Origin of the sequence: Paenibacillus sp. FSL R5-0345 (assembly GCF_000758585.1) — a bacterium.
GTDB lineage: Bacteria > Bacillota > Bacilli > Paenibacillales > Paenibacillaceae > Paenibacillus_AQ.
Genome location: NZ_CP009281.1, coordinates 5,858,975 through 5,875,004 on the forward strand (window position 1 = coordinate 5,858,975; position 16,030 = coordinate 5,875,004).

The 16,030-nt window shown below is 45.7% G+C and carries 19 protein-coding genes; 3 read left to right on the forward strand and 16 right to left on the reverse strand.

What is annotated here, in order from left to right; translation table 11 throughout:
• Positions 1–227 precede the first annotated feature (227 nt).
• The 11 genes from R50345_RS25785 to R50345_RS25835 form a co-directional block, all read right to left on the reverse strand.
• Positions 228–611 (reverse strand): hypothetical protein, encoded by a 384-nt coding sequence (locus R50345_RS25785; RefSeq protein ID WP_042131017.1) that lies wholly within the window; start codon positions 609–611, stop codon positions 228–230.
• 244 nt (positions 612–855) lie between these two features.
• Complete coding sequence (locus R50345_RS25790) at positions 856–1,626, reverse strand: ABC transporter permease subunit (protein ID WP_042131018.1); 771 nt, start codon at positions 1,624–1,626, stop codon at positions 856–858.
• A complete protein-coding gene (locus tag R50345_RS25795) occupies positions 1,623–2,537 on the reverse strand; it encodes an ABC transporter ATP-binding protein (RefSeq protein ID WP_042131019.1) in 915 nt (304 codons plus the stop codon). The genes R50345_RS25790 and R50345_RS25795 overlap by 4 nt, the downstream gene beginning before the upstream one ends.
• Positions 2,537–2,728, reverse strand: a complete 192-nt coding sequence (locus tag R50345_RS25800; protein WP_042131020.1) for a PLDc N-terminal domain-containing protein — start codon at positions 2,726–2,728, stop codon at positions 2,537–2,539. Before R50345_RS25800 ends, R50345_RS25795 begins: the two co-directional genes overlap by 1 nt.
• A gap of 52 nt (positions 2,729–2,780) precedes the next feature.
• A complete protein-coding gene (locus R50345_RS25805) occupies positions 2,781–2,993 on the reverse strand; it encodes a hypothetical protein (RefSeq protein ID WP_042131021.1) in 213 nt (70 codons plus the stop codon).
• Positions 2,990–3,325 carry a YxlC family protein gene (locus R50345_RS25810; protein ID WP_042131022.1) on the reverse strand — a complete coding sequence of 112 codons (336 nt, stop codon included), beginning with the start codon at positions 3,323–3,325 and terminating at the stop codon, positions 2,990–2,992. Before R50345_RS25810 ends, R50345_RS25805 begins: the two co-directional genes overlap by 4 nt.
• Positions 3,312–3,857 carry an RNA polymerase sigma factor SigY gene (sigY, locus tag R50345_RS25815; RefSeq protein WP_042131023.1) on the reverse strand — a complete coding sequence of 182 codons (546 nt, stop codon included), beginning with the start codon at positions 3,855–3,857 and terminating at the stop codon, positions 3,312–3,314. Before sigY ends, R50345_RS25810 begins: the two co-directional genes overlap by 14 nt.
• Before the next feature lie 77 nt (positions 3,858–3,934).
• Entirely contained in the window at positions 3,935–4,150 is a 216-nt protein-coding gene (locus R50345_RS25820; RefSeq protein WP_042131024.1) for a hypothetical protein, read from the reverse strand.
• Positions 4,151–4,336: 186 nt separating this feature from the next.
• Entirely contained in the window at positions 4,337–4,966 is a 630-nt protein-coding gene (locus tag R50345_RS25825; RefSeq protein WP_042131025.1) for an MBL fold metallo-hydrolase, read from the reverse strand.
• Between the two features lie 4 nt (positions 4,967–4,970).
• A complete protein-coding gene (locus R50345_RS25830) occupies positions 4,971–5,537 on the reverse strand; it encodes a thioredoxin family protein (RefSeq protein ID WP_042131026.1) in 567 nt (188 codons plus the stop codon).
• Positions 5,534–6,148, reverse strand: coding sequence for an undecaprenyl phosphate transporter UptA (locus R50345_RS25835; protein WP_042131027.1), 615 nt, complete (start codon positions 6,146–6,148; stop codon positions 5,534–5,536). The genes R50345_RS25830 and R50345_RS25835 overlap by 4 nt, the downstream gene beginning before the upstream one ends.
• A gap of 635 nt (positions 6,149–6,783) precedes the next feature.
• Here R50345_RS25835 and R50345_RS25840 point away from each other — a divergent pair.
• Both R50345_RS25840 and R50345_RS25845 read left to right on the forward strand, forming a co-directional pair.
• Positions 6,784–7,086, forward strand: a complete 303-nt coding sequence (locus R50345_RS25840; RefSeq protein WP_042131028.1) for an autorepressor SdpR family transcription factor — start codon at positions 6,784–6,786, stop codon at positions 7,084–7,086.
• Positions 7,087–7,088: 2 nt separating this feature from the next.
• The gene (locus tag R50345_RS25845; protein WP_042131029.1) at positions 7,089–7,742 is read left to right on the forward strand and encodes an SdpI family protein; all 654 of its coding nucleotides are present in this window, start codon (positions 7,089–7,091) and stop codon (positions 7,740–7,742) included.
• On the opposite strand, the gene R50345_RS30530 is transcribed toward R50345_RS25845, so the two are convergent.
• The 4 genes from R50345_RS30530 to R50345_RS25865 form a co-directional block, all read right to left on the reverse strand.
• Complete coding sequence (locus R50345_RS30530; RefSeq protein ID WP_052414742.1) at positions 7,731–10,163, reverse strand: O-antigen ligase family protein; 2,433 nt, start codon at positions 10,161–10,163, stop codon at positions 7,731–7,733. The genes R50345_RS25845 and R50345_RS30530 overlap by 12 nt on opposite strands.
• Before the next feature lie 591 nt (positions 10,164–10,754).
• Entirely contained in the window at positions 10,755–11,945 is a 1,191-nt protein-coding gene (locus R50345_RS25855; RefSeq protein WP_081954194.1) for a class I SAM-dependent methyltransferase, read from the reverse strand.
• An 82-nt stretch (positions 11,946–12,027) separates the two neighbouring features.
• On the reverse strand, positions 12,028–12,837 hold the full coding sequence (locus R50345_RS25860; RefSeq protein WP_042131031.1) for a PhzF family phenazine biosynthesis protein: 810 nt from the start codon (positions 12,835–12,837) through the stop codon (positions 12,028–12,030).
• Complete coding sequence (locus tag R50345_RS25865) at positions 12,837–13,508, reverse strand: DUF6483 family protein (RefSeq protein WP_042131032.1); 672 nt, start codon at positions 13,506–13,508, stop codon at positions 12,837–12,839. The genes R50345_RS25860 and R50345_RS25865 overlap by 1 nt, the downstream gene beginning before the upstream one ends.
• A 221-nt stretch (positions 13,509–13,729) precedes the next feature.
• On the opposite strand from R50345_RS25865, the gene R50345_RS25870 reads away from it, so the two are divergent.
• Positions 13,730–15,031 carry an MFS transporter gene (locus R50345_RS25870; protein ID WP_042131033.1) on the forward strand — a complete coding sequence of 434 codons (1,302 nt, stop codon included), beginning with the start codon at positions 13,730–13,732 and terminating at the stop codon, positions 15,029–15,031.
• A gap of 125 nt (positions 15,032–15,156) precedes the next feature.
• Here the strand turns inward: R50345_RS25870 and R50345_RS25875 are convergent, their stop codons facing one another.
• Entirely contained in the window at positions 15,157–15,963 is an 807-nt protein-coding gene (locus R50345_RS25875; RefSeq protein WP_042131034.1) for an alpha/beta fold hydrolase, read from the reverse strand.
• Positions 15,964–16,030: the final 67 nt, after the last annotated feature.

The window sequence follows — 16,030 nt, forward strand, 5'->3', positions numbered from 1 at the left end:
AAAATAAAAATGAGCGTTCGAAAATTATAAAGTAGGAATTAAAAAAGTTTTTGAAAGTGATGTGTCCATTCAGGGGGGTATGATGAGGGGGAATTCTCTTTATGACACAAGTAAAAACGCCTTCGGGGTCCATATAAGGATGCTAAGCGTTTAAGGGAGAAATATAGGACATAAAGTATGGTGCTTTCTTATATCAAAACAAAAAAGCCGGCTTGCGCCGGCCTTCCTTAAATCCAAGCTCTAAGATTCACTTGTTTAATGAAATCTGCTTGGGACATGCTTTCAGTTGACGTTGTTTCCGTCTCTTCTGTATCCATATCTTCACCGTTCATCAAATGATGGAACAGCTTCTCATTGTACGTGGACAAAGCATAATCAATTAACGCTTCATGCGTTGCTCTTTCAGCCTCAGCTACTAATAAATGTTCTTCCGCCTCAATGTCTTCAGCCGGAACATAAAAGTTCCTGTTGGCTTCCGGTACACGTATAACATAGTCAAACGCATTATCGGGATTGCGGTCGTAAGCAATTAGGTAGCCGTATTCCCCGATAGGAAGACTCTGCTCAAAAGCGTCCGCAACAATGACAATCTTTTCTCCTAAACGCAGCATCGCCCTACCTCCTGACCCCAAAATCTATCATGATTTTGCTTGTTTCAACAGTCTACTAAAAAAAGATAGAACTGTCTAGCAGCAGTCCGGGTGATCCTGAAAATTCTACCAAGCAATAACACCTTCGGCGTCCCCTAAGGACGATATGCGTTTATGCGAGAAATAGAAGGATAATGTATAGTGTGAAACTTATACTTTCTTATATTTTAAAATATACTATATTCGATACCCCACAGCTTAATAATCAGTCGGGAAAGTTGTTCTTCCTTGTCAAAAATGAGGCCACAGCAAGGCATATCATGATCAATATACTGGCAGACAGATATGGACCTGCTCTAAAACCTTCTCCATCTGTTAGAATTCCTGCTGACAGTCCGGAAAGCCCGGCGGGTGTCCAGTCAAACCATGTAGGCAATAAACTTAAACCTAGTGAAAATCCAGCCATTAACGCCAATGCTAGAAATGCGGCTACTGGAGGTCTTAAAAAGGCACTAAACAACAAAGTAGTCGAGACAACACATAATAGCCACAAACCATACACTCCAGAAGCTACGATAACATTGCCCCATGATAGTGAGCCAATTAGCTGTTCCGTGTAGTATCCAGCACCCGCTGCACCCAGTCCAAGAGCAACAACAAGCAAGGTCAATTGGGCTGCCCATTTAGCGAACACAATTGCTGCCGGAGAAACGGGTCTTACTAGAATTAACTCCATAGTTCCGCTATATCGCTCACCCGCTAAAGTGTTCATAGAGCCAAGCGCCAACACGAGCATCCCAATCGTTCCATACTGTCCTAGAGCTTGCGCCATCACAATTGCGGCACTCGGTATTTCATAACCCTCCAAAAGACCCGGGGGCACATCACCTGAGGCTTTTAATATTTCTGGCAAATAATAAGTACTTAAGGGCTGCATAATACCTAAGATGATGAACACGACAGGTATCCAGATTAGCTTATAATTACGAGCCATCTCGAGCATTTCTTTTCGATAAAGGATCCATGTGCTGCTCATACGCCCACCACCTTCATAAATAAATCCTCTAATGTGGAAGAACCTGCTTCAAATTGCAGCAATGGAACTTCGAGCTGCGCCGCTTCGTGCAAAATCGTCCGGCGAGCCATTTCTACATCGTTCACATTAAAGACGGCATGATCTCCGAACAACTGAGACTCCAGTACAAATGGCTTGGAGGCAAGAGATTCCAGCCACTGAATGGCTTCTTTGTGCTTCTCGGTACGTAAACGAATAACAGGAAGACTGTATTGTGAACGAAGCTGCGATAAAGACCCCTGCTCAGCGATGAGTCCATGATTCATTAAAATAATATCATCACAAATCTCTTCTGCATCATGCAGCACATGTGTGGAGAAGACTACCGTTGTCTCTTCACGTATTTCTCGTAGCAATTCCATTACTTCCCTGCGGCCAATCGGATCAAGTGCAGATACAGGCTCATCAAGCAAAAGAAGTCGAGGGCGATGCACAAGCGCCTGTGCGAGACCCAGCCGCTGCTTCATCCCACCGGAATAGCCACCAATCTTGCGACGAGCATCGTCTTTGAGGCCTACACGCTTAAGCGATTCTAATGCGCTGGTTGTCGCTTCTTTAGTGCCCATCCCACTAAGCTTTGCAGCAAATACTACATATTCCTGTCCAGTCATCCACCCGTAAAAGGCCGGTGACTGCGGAACATACCCTAATCCCTTGCGATATTCTGATCCAGGACGGCTCCCCTCAAAAGAAATTATTCCAGAGGTAGGTTCTAAAAGTCCAGCCAGCATACGTAGTGTGGTCGTCTTTCCAGCACCATTAGGCCCCAGCAAAGCTACACACCGTCCTTTTTCAATCTCAAAGCTTATATCCTTTACGGAAATAAACGCCCCAAAGCTTTTGCGTAAATTTGTAACTTGAAGGAGTGACATTAGACATCTTTCCTTCCTATCGTAAAGTAAGCTATGCTGCCTAGCATATTTCCAAAAATAATAATGATGATCCACATCCATTTTGGGCCACGCACGCTATCGGCTTTGGCTAATGAAATCAAACCGATAATTGCCAGTAAAGCCTGTAAAATGATCAACGGCATAATTAAACCCCAATTTACATCTTCCATGAAGTACCACTCCTTTAGTGTTATGAAAGGAACGAGCTCATATTCTAGATTCTTATAATTTCTTCCTCCTACGTCTTTCCGGTAGAATGACAACAAGTAAATAGACCAGAGCGGGAGACGGTACTGTAGTAATAGCCCATAGTCCCCAGAACCAAGCTTTTCTTCCGCGTCGTCTTGCGTCCCGGAACAAAAACGTGCCTTGCAGCATTAAAAGAACAGCTATCAGTAACCATAACCATAGAGGTACATCTTGCAGTTCATTCATTCTTGTGCACCTTCTCTATTCCTCCTGATCCTCGCTATCCCTAGAGCACTGAGTCCCGCAATAGGAATGATCGCTTGAATAATCCAGTAGATCATCGGAGCAGAACCGAGAATGGATAGAAATACGCTGATCAGAATCAACGATATCCCCCAGAATAGCAGCAGCTCTTTACGTTCCATGCTCTTTCTATGCACAGAGGCATCAACCATTAACCTCTCCAGTTCCTGTAATGAAGGTGGTGTGATGTCATTATATTGTGCATCTAACCGGTCAAGCTCATCTGCAAGCTTATGCAAATACAACTCAGGCTCCTTATCTTTATCCTTCTCCATCCTCATTCAGCTCCTTTCGTAGTTGGTTAAGACCAAGCGATACACGCGACTTGACTGTGCCTGAAGGAATTCGCATGATTTCACCGATTTCATCGTAGCTATAGCCATAATAATGCTTCAGTAACACAGCTACCCTTTGTGCAGAAGGCAATCTGGAGAGGGCATCCAGCACTCCACTCCATTCCTCCCCCCTGCTCTCAAACCGCCACCGAATCGAACGTATCCCCTGTTCCTGTTGCTCGCGCTGCTTCCACTCCGCCTCACGCTTCCAGCGTCGCTTTCGATCAATGAATATTCTGGTAGCTATTGTGATTAACCATGAGGAAAACGAAGAGGTTCCGTTATAGGTGTTGATTTTTTCCATACATCTGACCATAGTGTCCTGTACAAGATCCTCTGCCAGCAACGGGTCCATAGTCACCTTGATTAAATATTTAAATAAAAAAGTATAGTGTTCTTGCAGCAGTGAAGACAGTGCTGAAGTATCTCCCTGCTGTGCCCGTCTGATTCTCTCCAGCGACTGATCGCTCATCTGCCCCTCCATTCAAGATTTCGTTCCTATATTTGTAGTACGAATATGTATTGTGAATCGTTCACTTTGCTTAATAATTATTTTTTGAGATCCCACAACTTGCGCCGCCAGGGCTGAATGATCCCATCCCTTGCCGGAAAACGCCAAAAAAGCGACGCACTTCTGCACTCGCCCCTTGAATTCACTTGTACTTCCATGTAATCCACACTGCCCTCTTGGAGCAAGGATTCACCATAATTAACTATGGAATCATACCAACCGCAGTCCAACGGGTAGTATATATTCTTCTCCATTCTACTTCCCTCCATGCTTTTAAGCCTATATGAAGACAAAAAAAAGAACGCAAACCGGGATTAATTCCGCAGTCTGCGTGCTTCGCGAGGTAAATGTTACATTTAATTAACCTCATTGTAGTCCTTTTGTAGTCTTTTGTCTATCATAACTTCCTCGGTTTTTGTCGGTTCTACTAGAACCAACGTCTATTGAGGAACATAAGGGTTGCGAATCTTTTCAAAGCCAATAGTTGTCCGTGGGCCATGCCCTGGATAAACCTTCACTTCATCATCCATTTTGTATAGCTTGCCGCGAATAGAATCGAACAGATCTCGTTCCCGACCACCGGGTAAATCTGTGCGTCCAACCCCCATTTTAAACAGTACATCACCGGAGAACAGATCATTTCCACAAAGGAAACTTACACTGCCTGGAGAGTGACCAGGTGTATGGTACACACGGAAGGTGTGTCCGATGAACTGCAGAACTTGTCCTTCTGCCAGATCATATTCCGCAGGATCTGTAGTTAAAGGAGATGACACTTCCGGCCACATTAGTGAACCGTTCAGCTTGGGGCTGCTTAGCCATTCACTTTCAAGTGGATGTAAATAAACAGGGCATTTCTTAGCTTTACGAATTTCGTCTACACCGCCCATATGGTCAAAATGCGCATGTGTCAACAAAATAGCTTCGATTTCCATCCCTTCGATACTCCGCACTAATGCAGCTGGATTCATACCGGGATCTATAATGATACCCTTCGTAGGATCCGCACCTGTCAGCAAATAGGCATTCGTCTGAAGCGGACCTAGATTAAATGAACGTATATTTAACATCGGTCTAGAATCCGGAAATCAGACTACGCAGTTCTTTTGCGATAACTGTCTGATATTCCGTTCCTTCCCCATAGGCTTGCCCCATGGCCTTACGTGCTTCTGCGATTTTGCTGTCGTAATCAGCGGCCTCACGATCAGGATTGTCACGTTTGAACTCTCTCATAATACTCTGCACATGCTCTGGTCTAGGACCCCAATGTCCGAGCACATATCCGCCGGTGTCCGCAAAAATCACAACAGGGACAGATCTTCCACCCATGGTCAAGAAATCATCCATAAGCTCCGGGTTCTCTTCCAAAATGAATACCTCTGTCTTCATTCCTGCGGTCTCCAGAATACGGAATACAGCAGGAACGTTGCGAACTACGTCTCCACACCAATCCGCTGCAAGAATAAGTACCCGCAAATCATCGCGATGGTTCAGACTTTCGAAATATTCCTTATCGCTCTCATCTTCCCAATTAAACTTCTCATACCAGGATTCAAAAGCCTGTTGATTCTTCGTCATACTTTCTACGAATTGGCGCGGTGTTAGGCCTTTTCCAAACTTATGAGCTACATTCCGCTTCATTTTGTAGTCCCCTTTTTCTTGGATTTGTACCATTTAAACACAAAGTAAATGATGATCAGAGCGATCGCTACAAGTATAATTTCGTTGGTATACTTAGCTGCTACTTTGTCAATATCTTCCCACTTATTCCCTAAGGTCATACCCAAATATACAAATAACGCACTCCATGGAATAACAGCAAGCGTAGTCAGCAAAGTGAACTTACCTAAAGGCATTTTCGATATCCCGGCTGGAACGGAAATGGCATGGCGAACAACGGGAATAAAACGTGCTGTAAAGATTACGCCAGTCCCGTATTTATTGAACCACTCTTCTGAATGGTCAATATGCTTCTTTTGAATAAAAATATATTTCCCGTATTTCTCCAGAACAGGTCTGCCACCATAACGACCAATCCAATATACAAAAATCTGTGCGATGACTCCGCCAATCGTGCCGAATAAAACGGCACCAAAAAAGTTAATATCTCCACTCCATACTAAAAAACCACCGAAAGCCAGTACAATTTCACTCGGAATGACTTCAATCATAAGTCCGATCATAATCCCAAAATACCCAAGACTCTGAATCCATTCAAACAATGTCGAGATCAGATCAGAAATAAAATGCAACCGTACTCCTCCTCCCTTTTCCGCAGAATATGGCTATGTATCAAGCGTAAACATCTTCGGCATCTATATTAAGACGCTAAGCGTTTAAACGAGAAATATAAGAATATAAAGTATTGATGCTAAACTTATGCTTTCTTATATTTTCAAAAGCTCTGCCGCTCTGCTCTATTTTCCAGTTTCTCTTAGCCTATTCTAGCACAAGCAACCTTATCACATCTACTTACAGCGGCAAGGCCGTCACCCTATTTCGATCCTCTCTTAAAAAGAGTTGGAACAACACGTATAACCCAAAAAGGTGTGCACTTCCACCAATGAAGATGGAAATGGACACCTTTTCAGCTAAAATCTAAGAGCTAACAATTATTAGAATTTCAAGAAAAAACATTACCTTGTTAATAAGCGGTACATCCAGCATCATGTGTCCACTCCACCTCTTGTTTGATTCGATCTATTTATCGACTACATGCCCACAGTTAGTATTAGCATGGACAGAGGCTCAAACGCCGATAATTTCAAAGATTCGATGACACTTTTGTTTGCAGTTATAAGGAGGCGAATACACATTGACACATCATATAATAAGTGGTTATTATATATTTAGATAATTACCTAAATGTCGAAAGGCTGGGTGGAACATGAATGAATCTTTCAAAGCACTAGCTGACCCAACCCGTCGCCAAATCATTCGGTTACTAAAGGAGAAAGACCGAACCGCAGGTGAAATTGCCGATTTTTTCAACATGTCTAAGCCAAGCATTTCTCACCATCTGAATGCACTGAAGCATGCCGATCTCGTACAGGATGAAAGAAAAGGTCAATTCATTATGTATTCATTAAATACGACGGTTCTCGAGGAGGTTCTTGGCTGGATGCTTGAGCTAACAGGTACGGGAAAGCAAAGTCGTCAGAATACTGATTCTGAGAAGGAGGCTGATTGACGATGAAGGATTTTAAATGGAGATGGCAAGATACACTGATCGTAATCTTAGGTTTAGCTTCACTGTCTTACGCTTTAATCAATTACGGCAAGCTCCCACAGGAGCTGCCCGCGCAGTGGGGAATTACGGGTAAGGTCAACCGGTACTGGGATAAAAGTATAGCTATTCCCTTGTGGGGTATTTTAGGCATTGTGCTTCCGCTGATCATGCAGTTCACCCGCAGCATCGATCCTAAACGGGAAAATTACAAGAAGTTCGAAAATGCCTATGCCATGAGCAGACTTGCTATTGGTGTGCTTTTTAATCTAATGCTCGTGCTCACGGTTACTTACGGTCTGGGTAAAGATATTAATGTGGGCAAAATTGCTATAGGAGCTGTCGGAGTGATGTTTATTGCGCTCGGCAACTACATGCCACAGGTAAAAGATAATTATTTATTCGGTGTTCGTACAGCATGGACACTCTCCAGCCCAGAGGTGTGGCGAAAAACACATCGCCTTTCCGGGAGAATGTGGATGGTCGGTGGGTTGCTTATTTTTGGGGGAGCCTTCTTGAGCGGAGTCTTGTCTCAGGCCCTTATTATTGCAGCACTTGTGCTTGCTATTATTGTCCCTGTTCTGTATTCCTGGATCATCTCGCGTCAGTTAAAATCTTGAAGCTAATACACTAAGCCGCCGACTAAGGTCGTCGGCTTGTTCTGTCATATGGAATTTTCGATCATTATGCTGCTCCCCTTTGCTAGCCTCGAATTCCGCCAACACTCTATACTGCCGCAAAAGCTCATTCCCCGAGGCAATACAGTTCATAGCTTCCGTTCGATTCCCTTCCGCTAACTTTTTCCGGCCCATCATAAGCATGCCTTCAATCCCTTTAACCCACTTCGCATTGTTGTATTTATCTAGTCGAAGACTTCGGCGTACCCAATATAGTGCGGCTACCTGATCATCACTGTACATCCATCGTCCAGCCATTTCCCAGCTCAAACCTGGATTCTCTGGGGAGTATTGCAAGCTATGCCAGAGTATTCTCACGCTCTTTTCGCCCGTAAGCAGCCTAGATAATACTATAGCTGTTCTAGAAGACCGAGGATTCCACGCTAGTGATTGTTGCAGCAAACTAACCTTCTCCAAGGAATCAACCGTCTGAACTGCTTGCCGGTAGTACCTCTCTCCTTGGGCGGCCTGAAAGGACAACACGAATAGCACGAGACAAAAGGAACCGGCTACAGTAATGAGTAGCCCGCGAAAATATGGGTAGACGGAATTAAGCCGGTTCGCGAATGCGGAATCCATGGTCTGCATATTCACGGACGTAGAATGCATGGTCTGCAAGTTCGCGGAAGGCGAGTGAGCTGGCGGCAGGGTCGCGGATGCGGAATGAGTTATGAGTGAACTTTTGGTTATAAAGCGGGTTGTCGCTGATTGATATTCCTGCTTATATTCAGCTAGCGCAAGTGCTGGCAGCCAAAAAAGCAGCAGCCAGATTAATCCGTAGCTCCAGTCAAAATCGACTGCGCTGTGTAAAACGATAACCAAAAATGGCGGCAGCAGCCGCGGCACGCTCTTAGCCAGCAGCCAGCCTGCTGCTAGCAGCATAAGCAGTATGGCTGCAAGGCCGACAAATCCTAGGTTCAACAGGATGTCGAGATAACCGCTATGCACCTGGCTGCCTACATAGGGGCGAGACTGGGCGGCGAGGTATGAGCTACGCCAAGTCTCGCCCCCGCGCCCCAGCCAAGGTGCCTCTGCCGCCAGCCGCCAGGCGTCGCGGTAGAACAGACTACGCGCGGATACCGTCGATGACGGACCGGTGATCCGCTCGCGCACGTGCAAGAGGACGGCGGTGCCCGCCGCCGTCCAACCTGCCGCCGCCAATGCCAGCATGGCGGCTCGGGCACTGCCCGCCGCACTGCGCTGGCGGCGGCACAGCCATAGGCCGGCTAGCAGCGCGCCGGCCCAAAGCCCGGCCAGCAACAGCAGGCCGGGCAAAGGCTCTACCGCCAACCCGGCACGGGCCAATTGGCGGTAGAGCAGCGCCGCGGCGACCACAGGCGCGGCGCCAGCGGCAAGAAGCGGCGCGATGAGCTGCCGCTTCCAGAGCAAGACGGCGGCGCAGGCGCAAGCCGCCGTCAGCCACGCGCCGCGCGACTCGCTGAGGAGCAGCGCGGCGGCGTACGGGAACAGCGGCAGCAAGCGCAGCAGCGCGGCGGCCGTGCTTCCCGTTTCTCGCTGCTCCACGCCTACGCATCCATCCCCTACGTTAATGCTCACCGTGTCACACTTTGACCATTTCATTCCACTCCCATGTTCCACCTCTACGCACTTTGAACCTGTCTCGTTACTCCGTAGTCCTCCCCCAGCATACTCTATCCCTGTCTGTTCACACTCTCGCCCAATCCCCCGCTCTCCTGCTACCCGCTTCTTCGCACTCTTCTGCGGAGTTACATAATAAGCAGCGGCAGCAAACAGCCGCTCCAGTAGAAAGATAGCCATCACAGCTCCAAAAGCATTAGGATATTCCATCACCCCTGCTAATCTGGCACCTGTGATGCTTACTTCCGATGAATTACTATAGGCTACAGCAAAAGGTAACTCTACCACCCCGCACACTGCCAGCAGAGCACTCATGCTTAAGAACATACCCAAAATGAACCAAGACGCAATGATAAGCTGACGCCCCACCCGATTCAACGCGCAAAAACAAACCAAAAATGCAAAGCTGGCATACAAGCCCCAACGTAACATTTCATTCATTGTTCCCTGTGCCGAAAGAGGTTCTCCTAGCCAATGAATCAGATAGAGTGATAGAACTAGCAAAGGTACGATCAGAATTATTCTCACAACTATGGGTACCCCACTTATTCCCCACACGCTGCCTCTCCACTTCCCCACTCCAATGTACAAATAAAGCAAAATCGCAGAGCACATCACAAACCATAGGACCAGAAAGGGATACATCTCCTCCGTAAAAAAAAATCCCCGCAGCAAACAAGCTCCTACTCCGGCTGCGATTACTAAGGCTGCACTAAAATATATGATTAATGAATCCAGACTCCGCGCTTTGTTAACGTTCCACATATAGATACCCCTGTAATCGTTAAGTTATCTTTATCCTTTCCACATTTCCCCTTTGCAAAACTAGAATACAAAAAGGACGATACCTCTCCACGAAGGAGCTGCACCGCCCTAATGCTCAACATGAGCTATTTAGTTGTAAAAAGTACAATAGATCTGTTTAATTCGCTGCCTAGTTTCATTTTAATTGTATTATGTGCAACCGTTTCGCGAAAATACCGCCAAATACGGAGTATTATTCGTTTTAGAGTGTACAAAGTGCAATTAAATCCTTAAAAAGTAGCTTCAAAGCATATTCTGTTGCACAAAATACAACTAAATTACCTCGCCTTAACAGCCCACTATCTTTTACGATTCCAATTCTCATTAAAAAAACTATTAAGTTGCAAAAAATACAACTGACCTCTGATATTCGCTACGGCTTCCTAGTTTAATTGCATAATATACAACTATTTTTCGAGAATCCTGCCAGATGAGGACAATTATCCGTTTTTAAGTGTACAGAGTGCAACTAATTCATAGTAAAGCACCTTCAGAGCTTATCTAGCTGCATAAAATACAACTAAACCAATTTACCGCTCCTAAAATGTCGTGTTACCCCTCCACCGAACTTTCACCCGGAAGCAGGTCAGCGCATACGCGCTCAAGATAAGGCTTCGCCCCTATAAAGTCACGGAATGCGGTATATTCACGCCATTTGACGGAGTTATCACCGCCTGAGCTCTTAACGGCGCGGATCAAAATGTTCTTAGGTGTATTCTCCAGGTCGATGAATTCCAGCAGCTGGCTGCTATAGCCCATCATATCGAGTAATTTGGCACGGATGGCATCCGTAGCCAAGGCGGAGAAACGCTCCTTCAGTATCCCATGCGACAACATAGGACTCATTACTTCATTCTCAATCTGTGCGAATAATTCGTGCTGGCAGCAAGGGACAGACAGGATGACGGAGGCCCCCCAGCGTACTGCTTTTTCGAGTGCAGCATCTGTAGCAGTGTCACAAGCATGAAGCGTTATAACCATATCTACCTGATCCAGCTCATTGTACTCGGCAATGTCACCCACAAGGAACTTCAAGTGATCGTAACCGATCTTCGCAGCAAGCTCGTTGCAATGCTCAATGACATCAGCTTTCAAATCTAGTCCTATAATATTGAGATCCCGCTTCTTGCGAACGGTCAGATAGTGATAAAGCGCAAAGGTCAAATACGATTTACCACAGCCAAAATCAACGATCGTCAATGGTCGCCCAGTTGGAAGATCGGTAAGTACATCCTCGACCATCTCCAAGAATCGGTTGATCTGCCGAAACTTATCATATCGTTTAGCAAGCACTTTACCTTCTCTATTCATAATGCCGAGCTCCACGAGAAAGGGTACAGGGTCCCCATCTTCCAGCACATAACGCTTACGGCGATTATGCGCTAGATCCGGCTCTTCTTTTTTAGTGGGAGACTTGGTAAGGATCGATACTTTAAATTTCTTGCTAATCAGTACCTGATAATCCGCTTCTACTGTACATAGCAGACCTTGGCGGAATGTCTCTCTAAATAGAAGAGTCATTTCCTCCGCCGCTAATTCAGCCGGTACGTTACGATGTTCAACCTTTGTACCAATATAAGATGCAAACTGATAATGCAGCTTACCCTTTAGTTCAATAGGTTTAACCTGTACTTTCGTACAAGTCTCCCCTTTATAACGTACTTGACTTAGGGTTGCCATAATCAAAGTACGGTCACTTATCAGTTGTTCAATAAGAGCTGTTAAAGATTCCACAACGCACATCTCACTTTCGGGATTAAAAATGGAGAATCTATGTCTCCTAACCATCATCGTTTCATTATATCACGGCTCTACAAGAGTTATCCTAGCAGGGCTTCACATGCAGCTCTCCACTAACGATAGTTATTGCACGGCCAGACATCTTAATCTGATCTTTGCTTACCTCAAGTTGAAGCAAACCTCCCCGTTCGGAAGCCTGATAGGCGGTCAACTGCGTACGGTTGAGTCGAGTAGCCCAAAAAGGTGCCAGCGCAGTATGCGCTGAGCCTGTGACCGGATCCTCATTTACCCCCATCTTCGGTGCAAAGAACCGTGACACACAATCTATGCCTTCCGTGGAGCTAACTGCAGTTACCGCGAAGGCTCTCCCTTCAAGTCGGGATAAAGCCCCGAAGTCGGGGCTAAGTTCGCGAACTAGGGATTCCTGATCGAGTCGCACAAGCACATTGTCAGCATATAACATAGTTTCCACTATATTTTCCTCTGTAATACCAAGTGCTTCTGTAAGACCTGGAATTGTAGGAGAAGACTTAAGCTCATAAGGCGGAAAGTACAGTGAGATCAGATCACCTGCACGAGAAGCTCTAAGCAACCCGCTGCGTGTATAGAATCTAGCCTCCACATCGGGGTCCAGCAATCCCGCTCCCCACAATACATGTGCACTAGCTAGAGTAGCATGACCACATAAATTAACCTCAGTCTTGGGCGTGAACCAACGCAGGCGATATCCATCATTCTCTGGCCAGAGAAAGGCCGTCTCTGACAAATTCATTTCTGCTGCTGTCTTCAGCATGAATACCTCATCAACTGGATGCTTCAGCAAGCATACTGCCGCCGGGTTTCCTGAATAAGCTTTTCCTGCAAAGGCATCGATAATAAATAAAGGTGTATTCACTAGGCTTCCGACTCCCTCCGAACTTCTGTGATCCGGTTCCACTCTTTCCATCCTTGTTCCACTTCAAGTATAGGAAGCGAGCCTTGTTCCAATTCTTCCGGTGATTTAAGCAGCAGACGTCTGTACAATTGATCGCCTTCCAGCGAGACATTCTCCCCCTGCTCCCATAGTCGGTACAGACTGTCCTCCGCTCTGCTGTAATGCCCGATCGACTCCATATAAACTAGCAGCAGCCGTTCCGTCTTGGCCGGGAGACGATATGCTTTGACTTCCTCCAGGAGTTCATCGATATCAGCTGTCATCTGCAGCAGTTCTCGATCAGCGCCCTGCAAATCTGCGTACAAGTATAAATGCAGTGCCCTCATGCTTCTGAATAGCGCTGCATCATGATCACCGCTAGCAGCATAAATGCTGCCCTCTTCCTTAAGCAGTTTGGCAACACCTTGAAGCTTATCTGACTCCAACACCCCGTTAAAACGGAACATATCTATGATATCTTCTACAGATAGTGAGTTTAAAAGACGTGAGTTCAGTGGAAAATGTCGGTTCAACAGCTCATCAATTTCCCATAAGGCTTCCGTTGTCTTCCGCTCCTGCTTCAGCGTTAGAACCTTTGCAACCATCGCCGTCATATCTTCGATCATCCGGACAATATAGTCTCTTCGGAACATGAACTTCCCCCTTTTCCATACTGTAACTGTAAAGCTTGTGTATCCGGCTATTATATATGTTCTATTCATTTATCTTAAACCATTGCACTACGCTATGCCACTAAAGCAATTATAAGAAAAGGAATGATCAAGACCCTTCTTCTTATTTACACAAAATGCCAAGTTAAAATATACTTGACCCCACCAATCAAGGATGAATACATAGGAGGCAATACCTATTCATGATCTCTGCAAATACTACTGAATCTAAAAGCCGTAACCCATTCCGGGGATTCGCTGCTCCATTTGCCGAATCACGTGCTTTCCCTTTTCTATGGCTAGGTCACTTGATTTCATTTCTAGGAAGTTCAGTTACGATGGTTATTTTACCTGTCTTAGTCTATTCCTTAACTGGATCTACAACGATTATGGGCATCGTAATGGCCGTCTACATGCTGCCAAATATAATAATGCTTCCTATCTCTGGCCATATCGTAGACCGCTATGACCGTGTAAAGATTATGATGCTGGCTGATATTGCTCGGTTCTTAATCATGCTGGCAACTGCCGCTCTTTCTTTGATCGGGGTTTTGACAATCCCGCTTCTACTTGTATTGGTAGGCTTTTATGGTTTGCTTGATGGTCTGTTTCAACCTGCTTATGCAGCAGTCCGTGCAACAATCTTCACGCCAAATATTCGTGTTGCCGCTAATGCGCTAACTCAAATGACTACTCAGACCGTACGCCTTATTGGTCCTGCCCTTGGCGGGATATTGATTACTCATTTATCGGCAGGTGTAGGATTTGGGATGGATGCTTTTACTTACTTAATGTCCCTAGTCTGTCTGATTTATTTACGAAAAGTACTACTAAACAAATCAAATTCTGAAATAGCTAAGCCCCCTACATCATCTATTGCACAGCCCTTGGAATCTTCTCCGAATTGGAAACAGGATTTCATGGAGGGGATCGCGGTATTGCGGAGTCAGCCTTGGTTGTGGATTACGATTTTGGCTTTTTCATTCATCAACATTTGTTATGCCGGTATTACAAGTATTCTTGTACCTTGGCTTTTTAAAGTGCATCATGGCTGGGAGCCCTATATTTATGGACTTGCAGTCACTTTCTCAGGAGTAGGTGCGATTATTGGAGGACTGCTGTTCGGCATGAGACCCAAGTGGAATCATCGAGGGTTCATGGCTTACGGAGGTGCTTTCCTAAGCGGTCTGGCGCTACTACTTCTCCCCTTTGCTCCGAACGCCATTAGCGCAATTGCCCTATTTGCTCTCGAAGGTTTCGGTCTAATGATCTTTGGGCTCATTTGGGAGATTAGTCTGCAAGAGCTCGTACCTCAGGAAGCATTCGGCCGTGTTGCTAGTCTAGATCTGCTAGGCTCCTTCGCGTTGCTGCCCATTGGGTATATCCTTGTAGGTTGGTTGGCTGACCTCATTGGAGGCGTAACAACCATAGCTATCTTTGCCGGACTAGGAATGACATGTATTGGGGTGGTGTTAAGCGTTCCCTCCATCCGCAAATTTCAATAGTCTCCCAAGATGAAACGACGTTGTCGTACTTTAGAGATATAATAAATTATTTTTCAGAAAAAGAGGCAGCCCACGCCAGTTACTTTGACGCGGAGCTGCCTCTTTTTGAATTATTATTTCAGCGATCACGAATGACTGTTAATACTACCCGTAGCTTGGGTGAATTCCTTGATAACCTCAGCTAGCCGTTCAGGAGCTTCAAACAGGCTCATGTGGCCTGCTCCAGAAATCGTAGCTTGCGTTATATTTGGTTTATCCGAAGTGAAGGTGCGCTCCGCAGGAATCAGTTCATCCTGCTCGCCAGCAACAAGTAGTACCGGCAACGTGGTAGCTGTGATCACATCACGTCGATCCGGACGCTCGCGCATCGCCAGTGCAGCTCCCGCTGCTCCTTGTGGAGGTGTTTTGTAACCAATTTCTTTTGCTCGCTCCAGCAAGTGCGGTGATGTAGAAGCGGTTGCTTTAGCAAAAATCCCCGGGACAAAGCTGTCCACAAAAGGAGTAATACCTTCATTTTGAATCCTGCTGACACTTTTCAATCGATTCTCCCGAGCTTCTTCACTATCCGGATATGCCGTAGAATGGATTAATCCGAAGCCCTTCAATCGAGAGGCATACCGCTGCGCGAACGAAAGTGTAATATATCCACCAAGTGAATGTCCCAGCATGGTGCATTCAGAAATTTCCAGTGTATCTAACAAGCCCAGAACATCGTCTGCCATTTGTTCAATAGTATAGGGGCCTAGTGGAGCCTCAGAAGCTCCATGACCACGTAAATCGGGAGCAATCACTCGGTAGTCGCTGCTTAAGATGGGAATGACTTGTTCCCAGTATTCAGCACTTCCACAAAAGCCATGCAGTAATACAATAACCTCGCCTTTCCCCTGATCGCTATAGCAAATATTGCTTCCGTCACAACGTACTCTTTCCATGGCTGCTTCCCTCTTTCCAAAATACTAAGATATATTAACTAATATCTATTATTAAGCAAAACAGCTC

Bases quoted from the DNA above. Each gene is read 5' to 3' on its own strand.
- R50345_RS25785 (WP_042131017.1), bottom strand. From the start codon at position 611: ATGCTGCGTTTAGGAGAAAAGATTGTCATTGTTGCGGACGCTTTTGAG.
- R50345_RS25790 (WP_042131018.1), bottom strand. From the start codon at position 1,626: ATGAGCAGCACATGGATCCTTTATCGAAAAGAAATGCTCGAGATGGCT.
- R50345_RS25795 (WP_042131019.1), bottom strand. From the start codon at position 2,537: ATGTCACTCCTTCAAGTTACAAATTTACGCAAAAGCTTTGGGGCGTTT.
- R50345_RS25800 (WP_042131020.1), bottom strand. From the start codon at position 2,728: ATGGAAGATGTAAATTGGGGTTTAATTATGCCGTTGATCATTTTACAG.
- R50345_RS25805 (WP_042131021.1), bottom strand. From the start codon at position 2,993: ATGAATGAACTGCAAGATGTACCTCTATGGTTATGGTTACTGATAGCT.
- R50345_RS25810 (WP_042131022.1), bottom strand. From the start codon at position 3,325: ATGGAGAAGGATAAAGATAAGGAGCCTGAGTTGTATTTGCATAAGCTT.
- sigY (WP_042131023.1), bottom strand. From the start codon at position 3,857: ATGAGCGATCAGTCGCTGGAGAGAATCAGACGGGCACAGCAGGGAGAT.
- R50345_RS25820 (WP_042131024.1), bottom strand. From the start codon at position 4,150: ATGGAGAAGAATATATACTACCCGTTGGACTGCGGTTGGTATGATTCC.
- R50345_RS25825 (WP_042131025.1), bottom strand. From the start codon at position 4,966: ATGTTAAATATACGTTCATTTAATCTAGGTCCGCTTCAGACGAATGCC.
- R50345_RS25830 (WP_042131026.1), bottom strand. From the start codon at position 5,537: ATGAAGCGGAATGTAGCTCATAAGTTTGGAAAAGGCCTAACACCGCGC.
- R50345_RS25840 (WP_042131028.1), top strand. From the start codon at position 6,784: ATGAATGAATCTTTCAAAGCACTAGCTGACCCAACCCGTCGCCAAATC.
- R50345_RS25845 (WP_042131029.1), top strand. From the start codon at position 7,089: ATGAAGGATTTTAAATGGAGATGGCAAGATACACTGATCGTAATCTTA.
- R50345_RS30530 (WP_052414742.1), bottom strand. From the start codon at position 10,163: ATGTGGAACGTTAACAAAGCGCGGAGTCTGGATTCATTAATCATATAT.
- R50345_RS25855 (WP_081954194.1), bottom strand. From the start codon at position 11,945: ATGTGCGTTGTGGAATCTTTAACAGCTCTTATTGAACAACTGATAAGT.
- R50345_RS25865 (WP_042131032.1), bottom strand. From the start codon at position 13,508: ATGTTCCGAAGAGACTATATTGTCCGGATGATCGAAGATATGACGGCG.
- R50345_RS25870 (WP_042131033.1), top strand. From the start codon at position 13,730: ATGATCTCTGCAAATACTACTGAATCTAAAAGCCGTAACCCATTCCGG.
- R50345_RS25875 (WP_042131034.1), bottom strand. From the start codon at position 15,963: ATGGAAAGAGTACGTTGTGACGGAAGCAATATTTGCTATAGCGATCAG.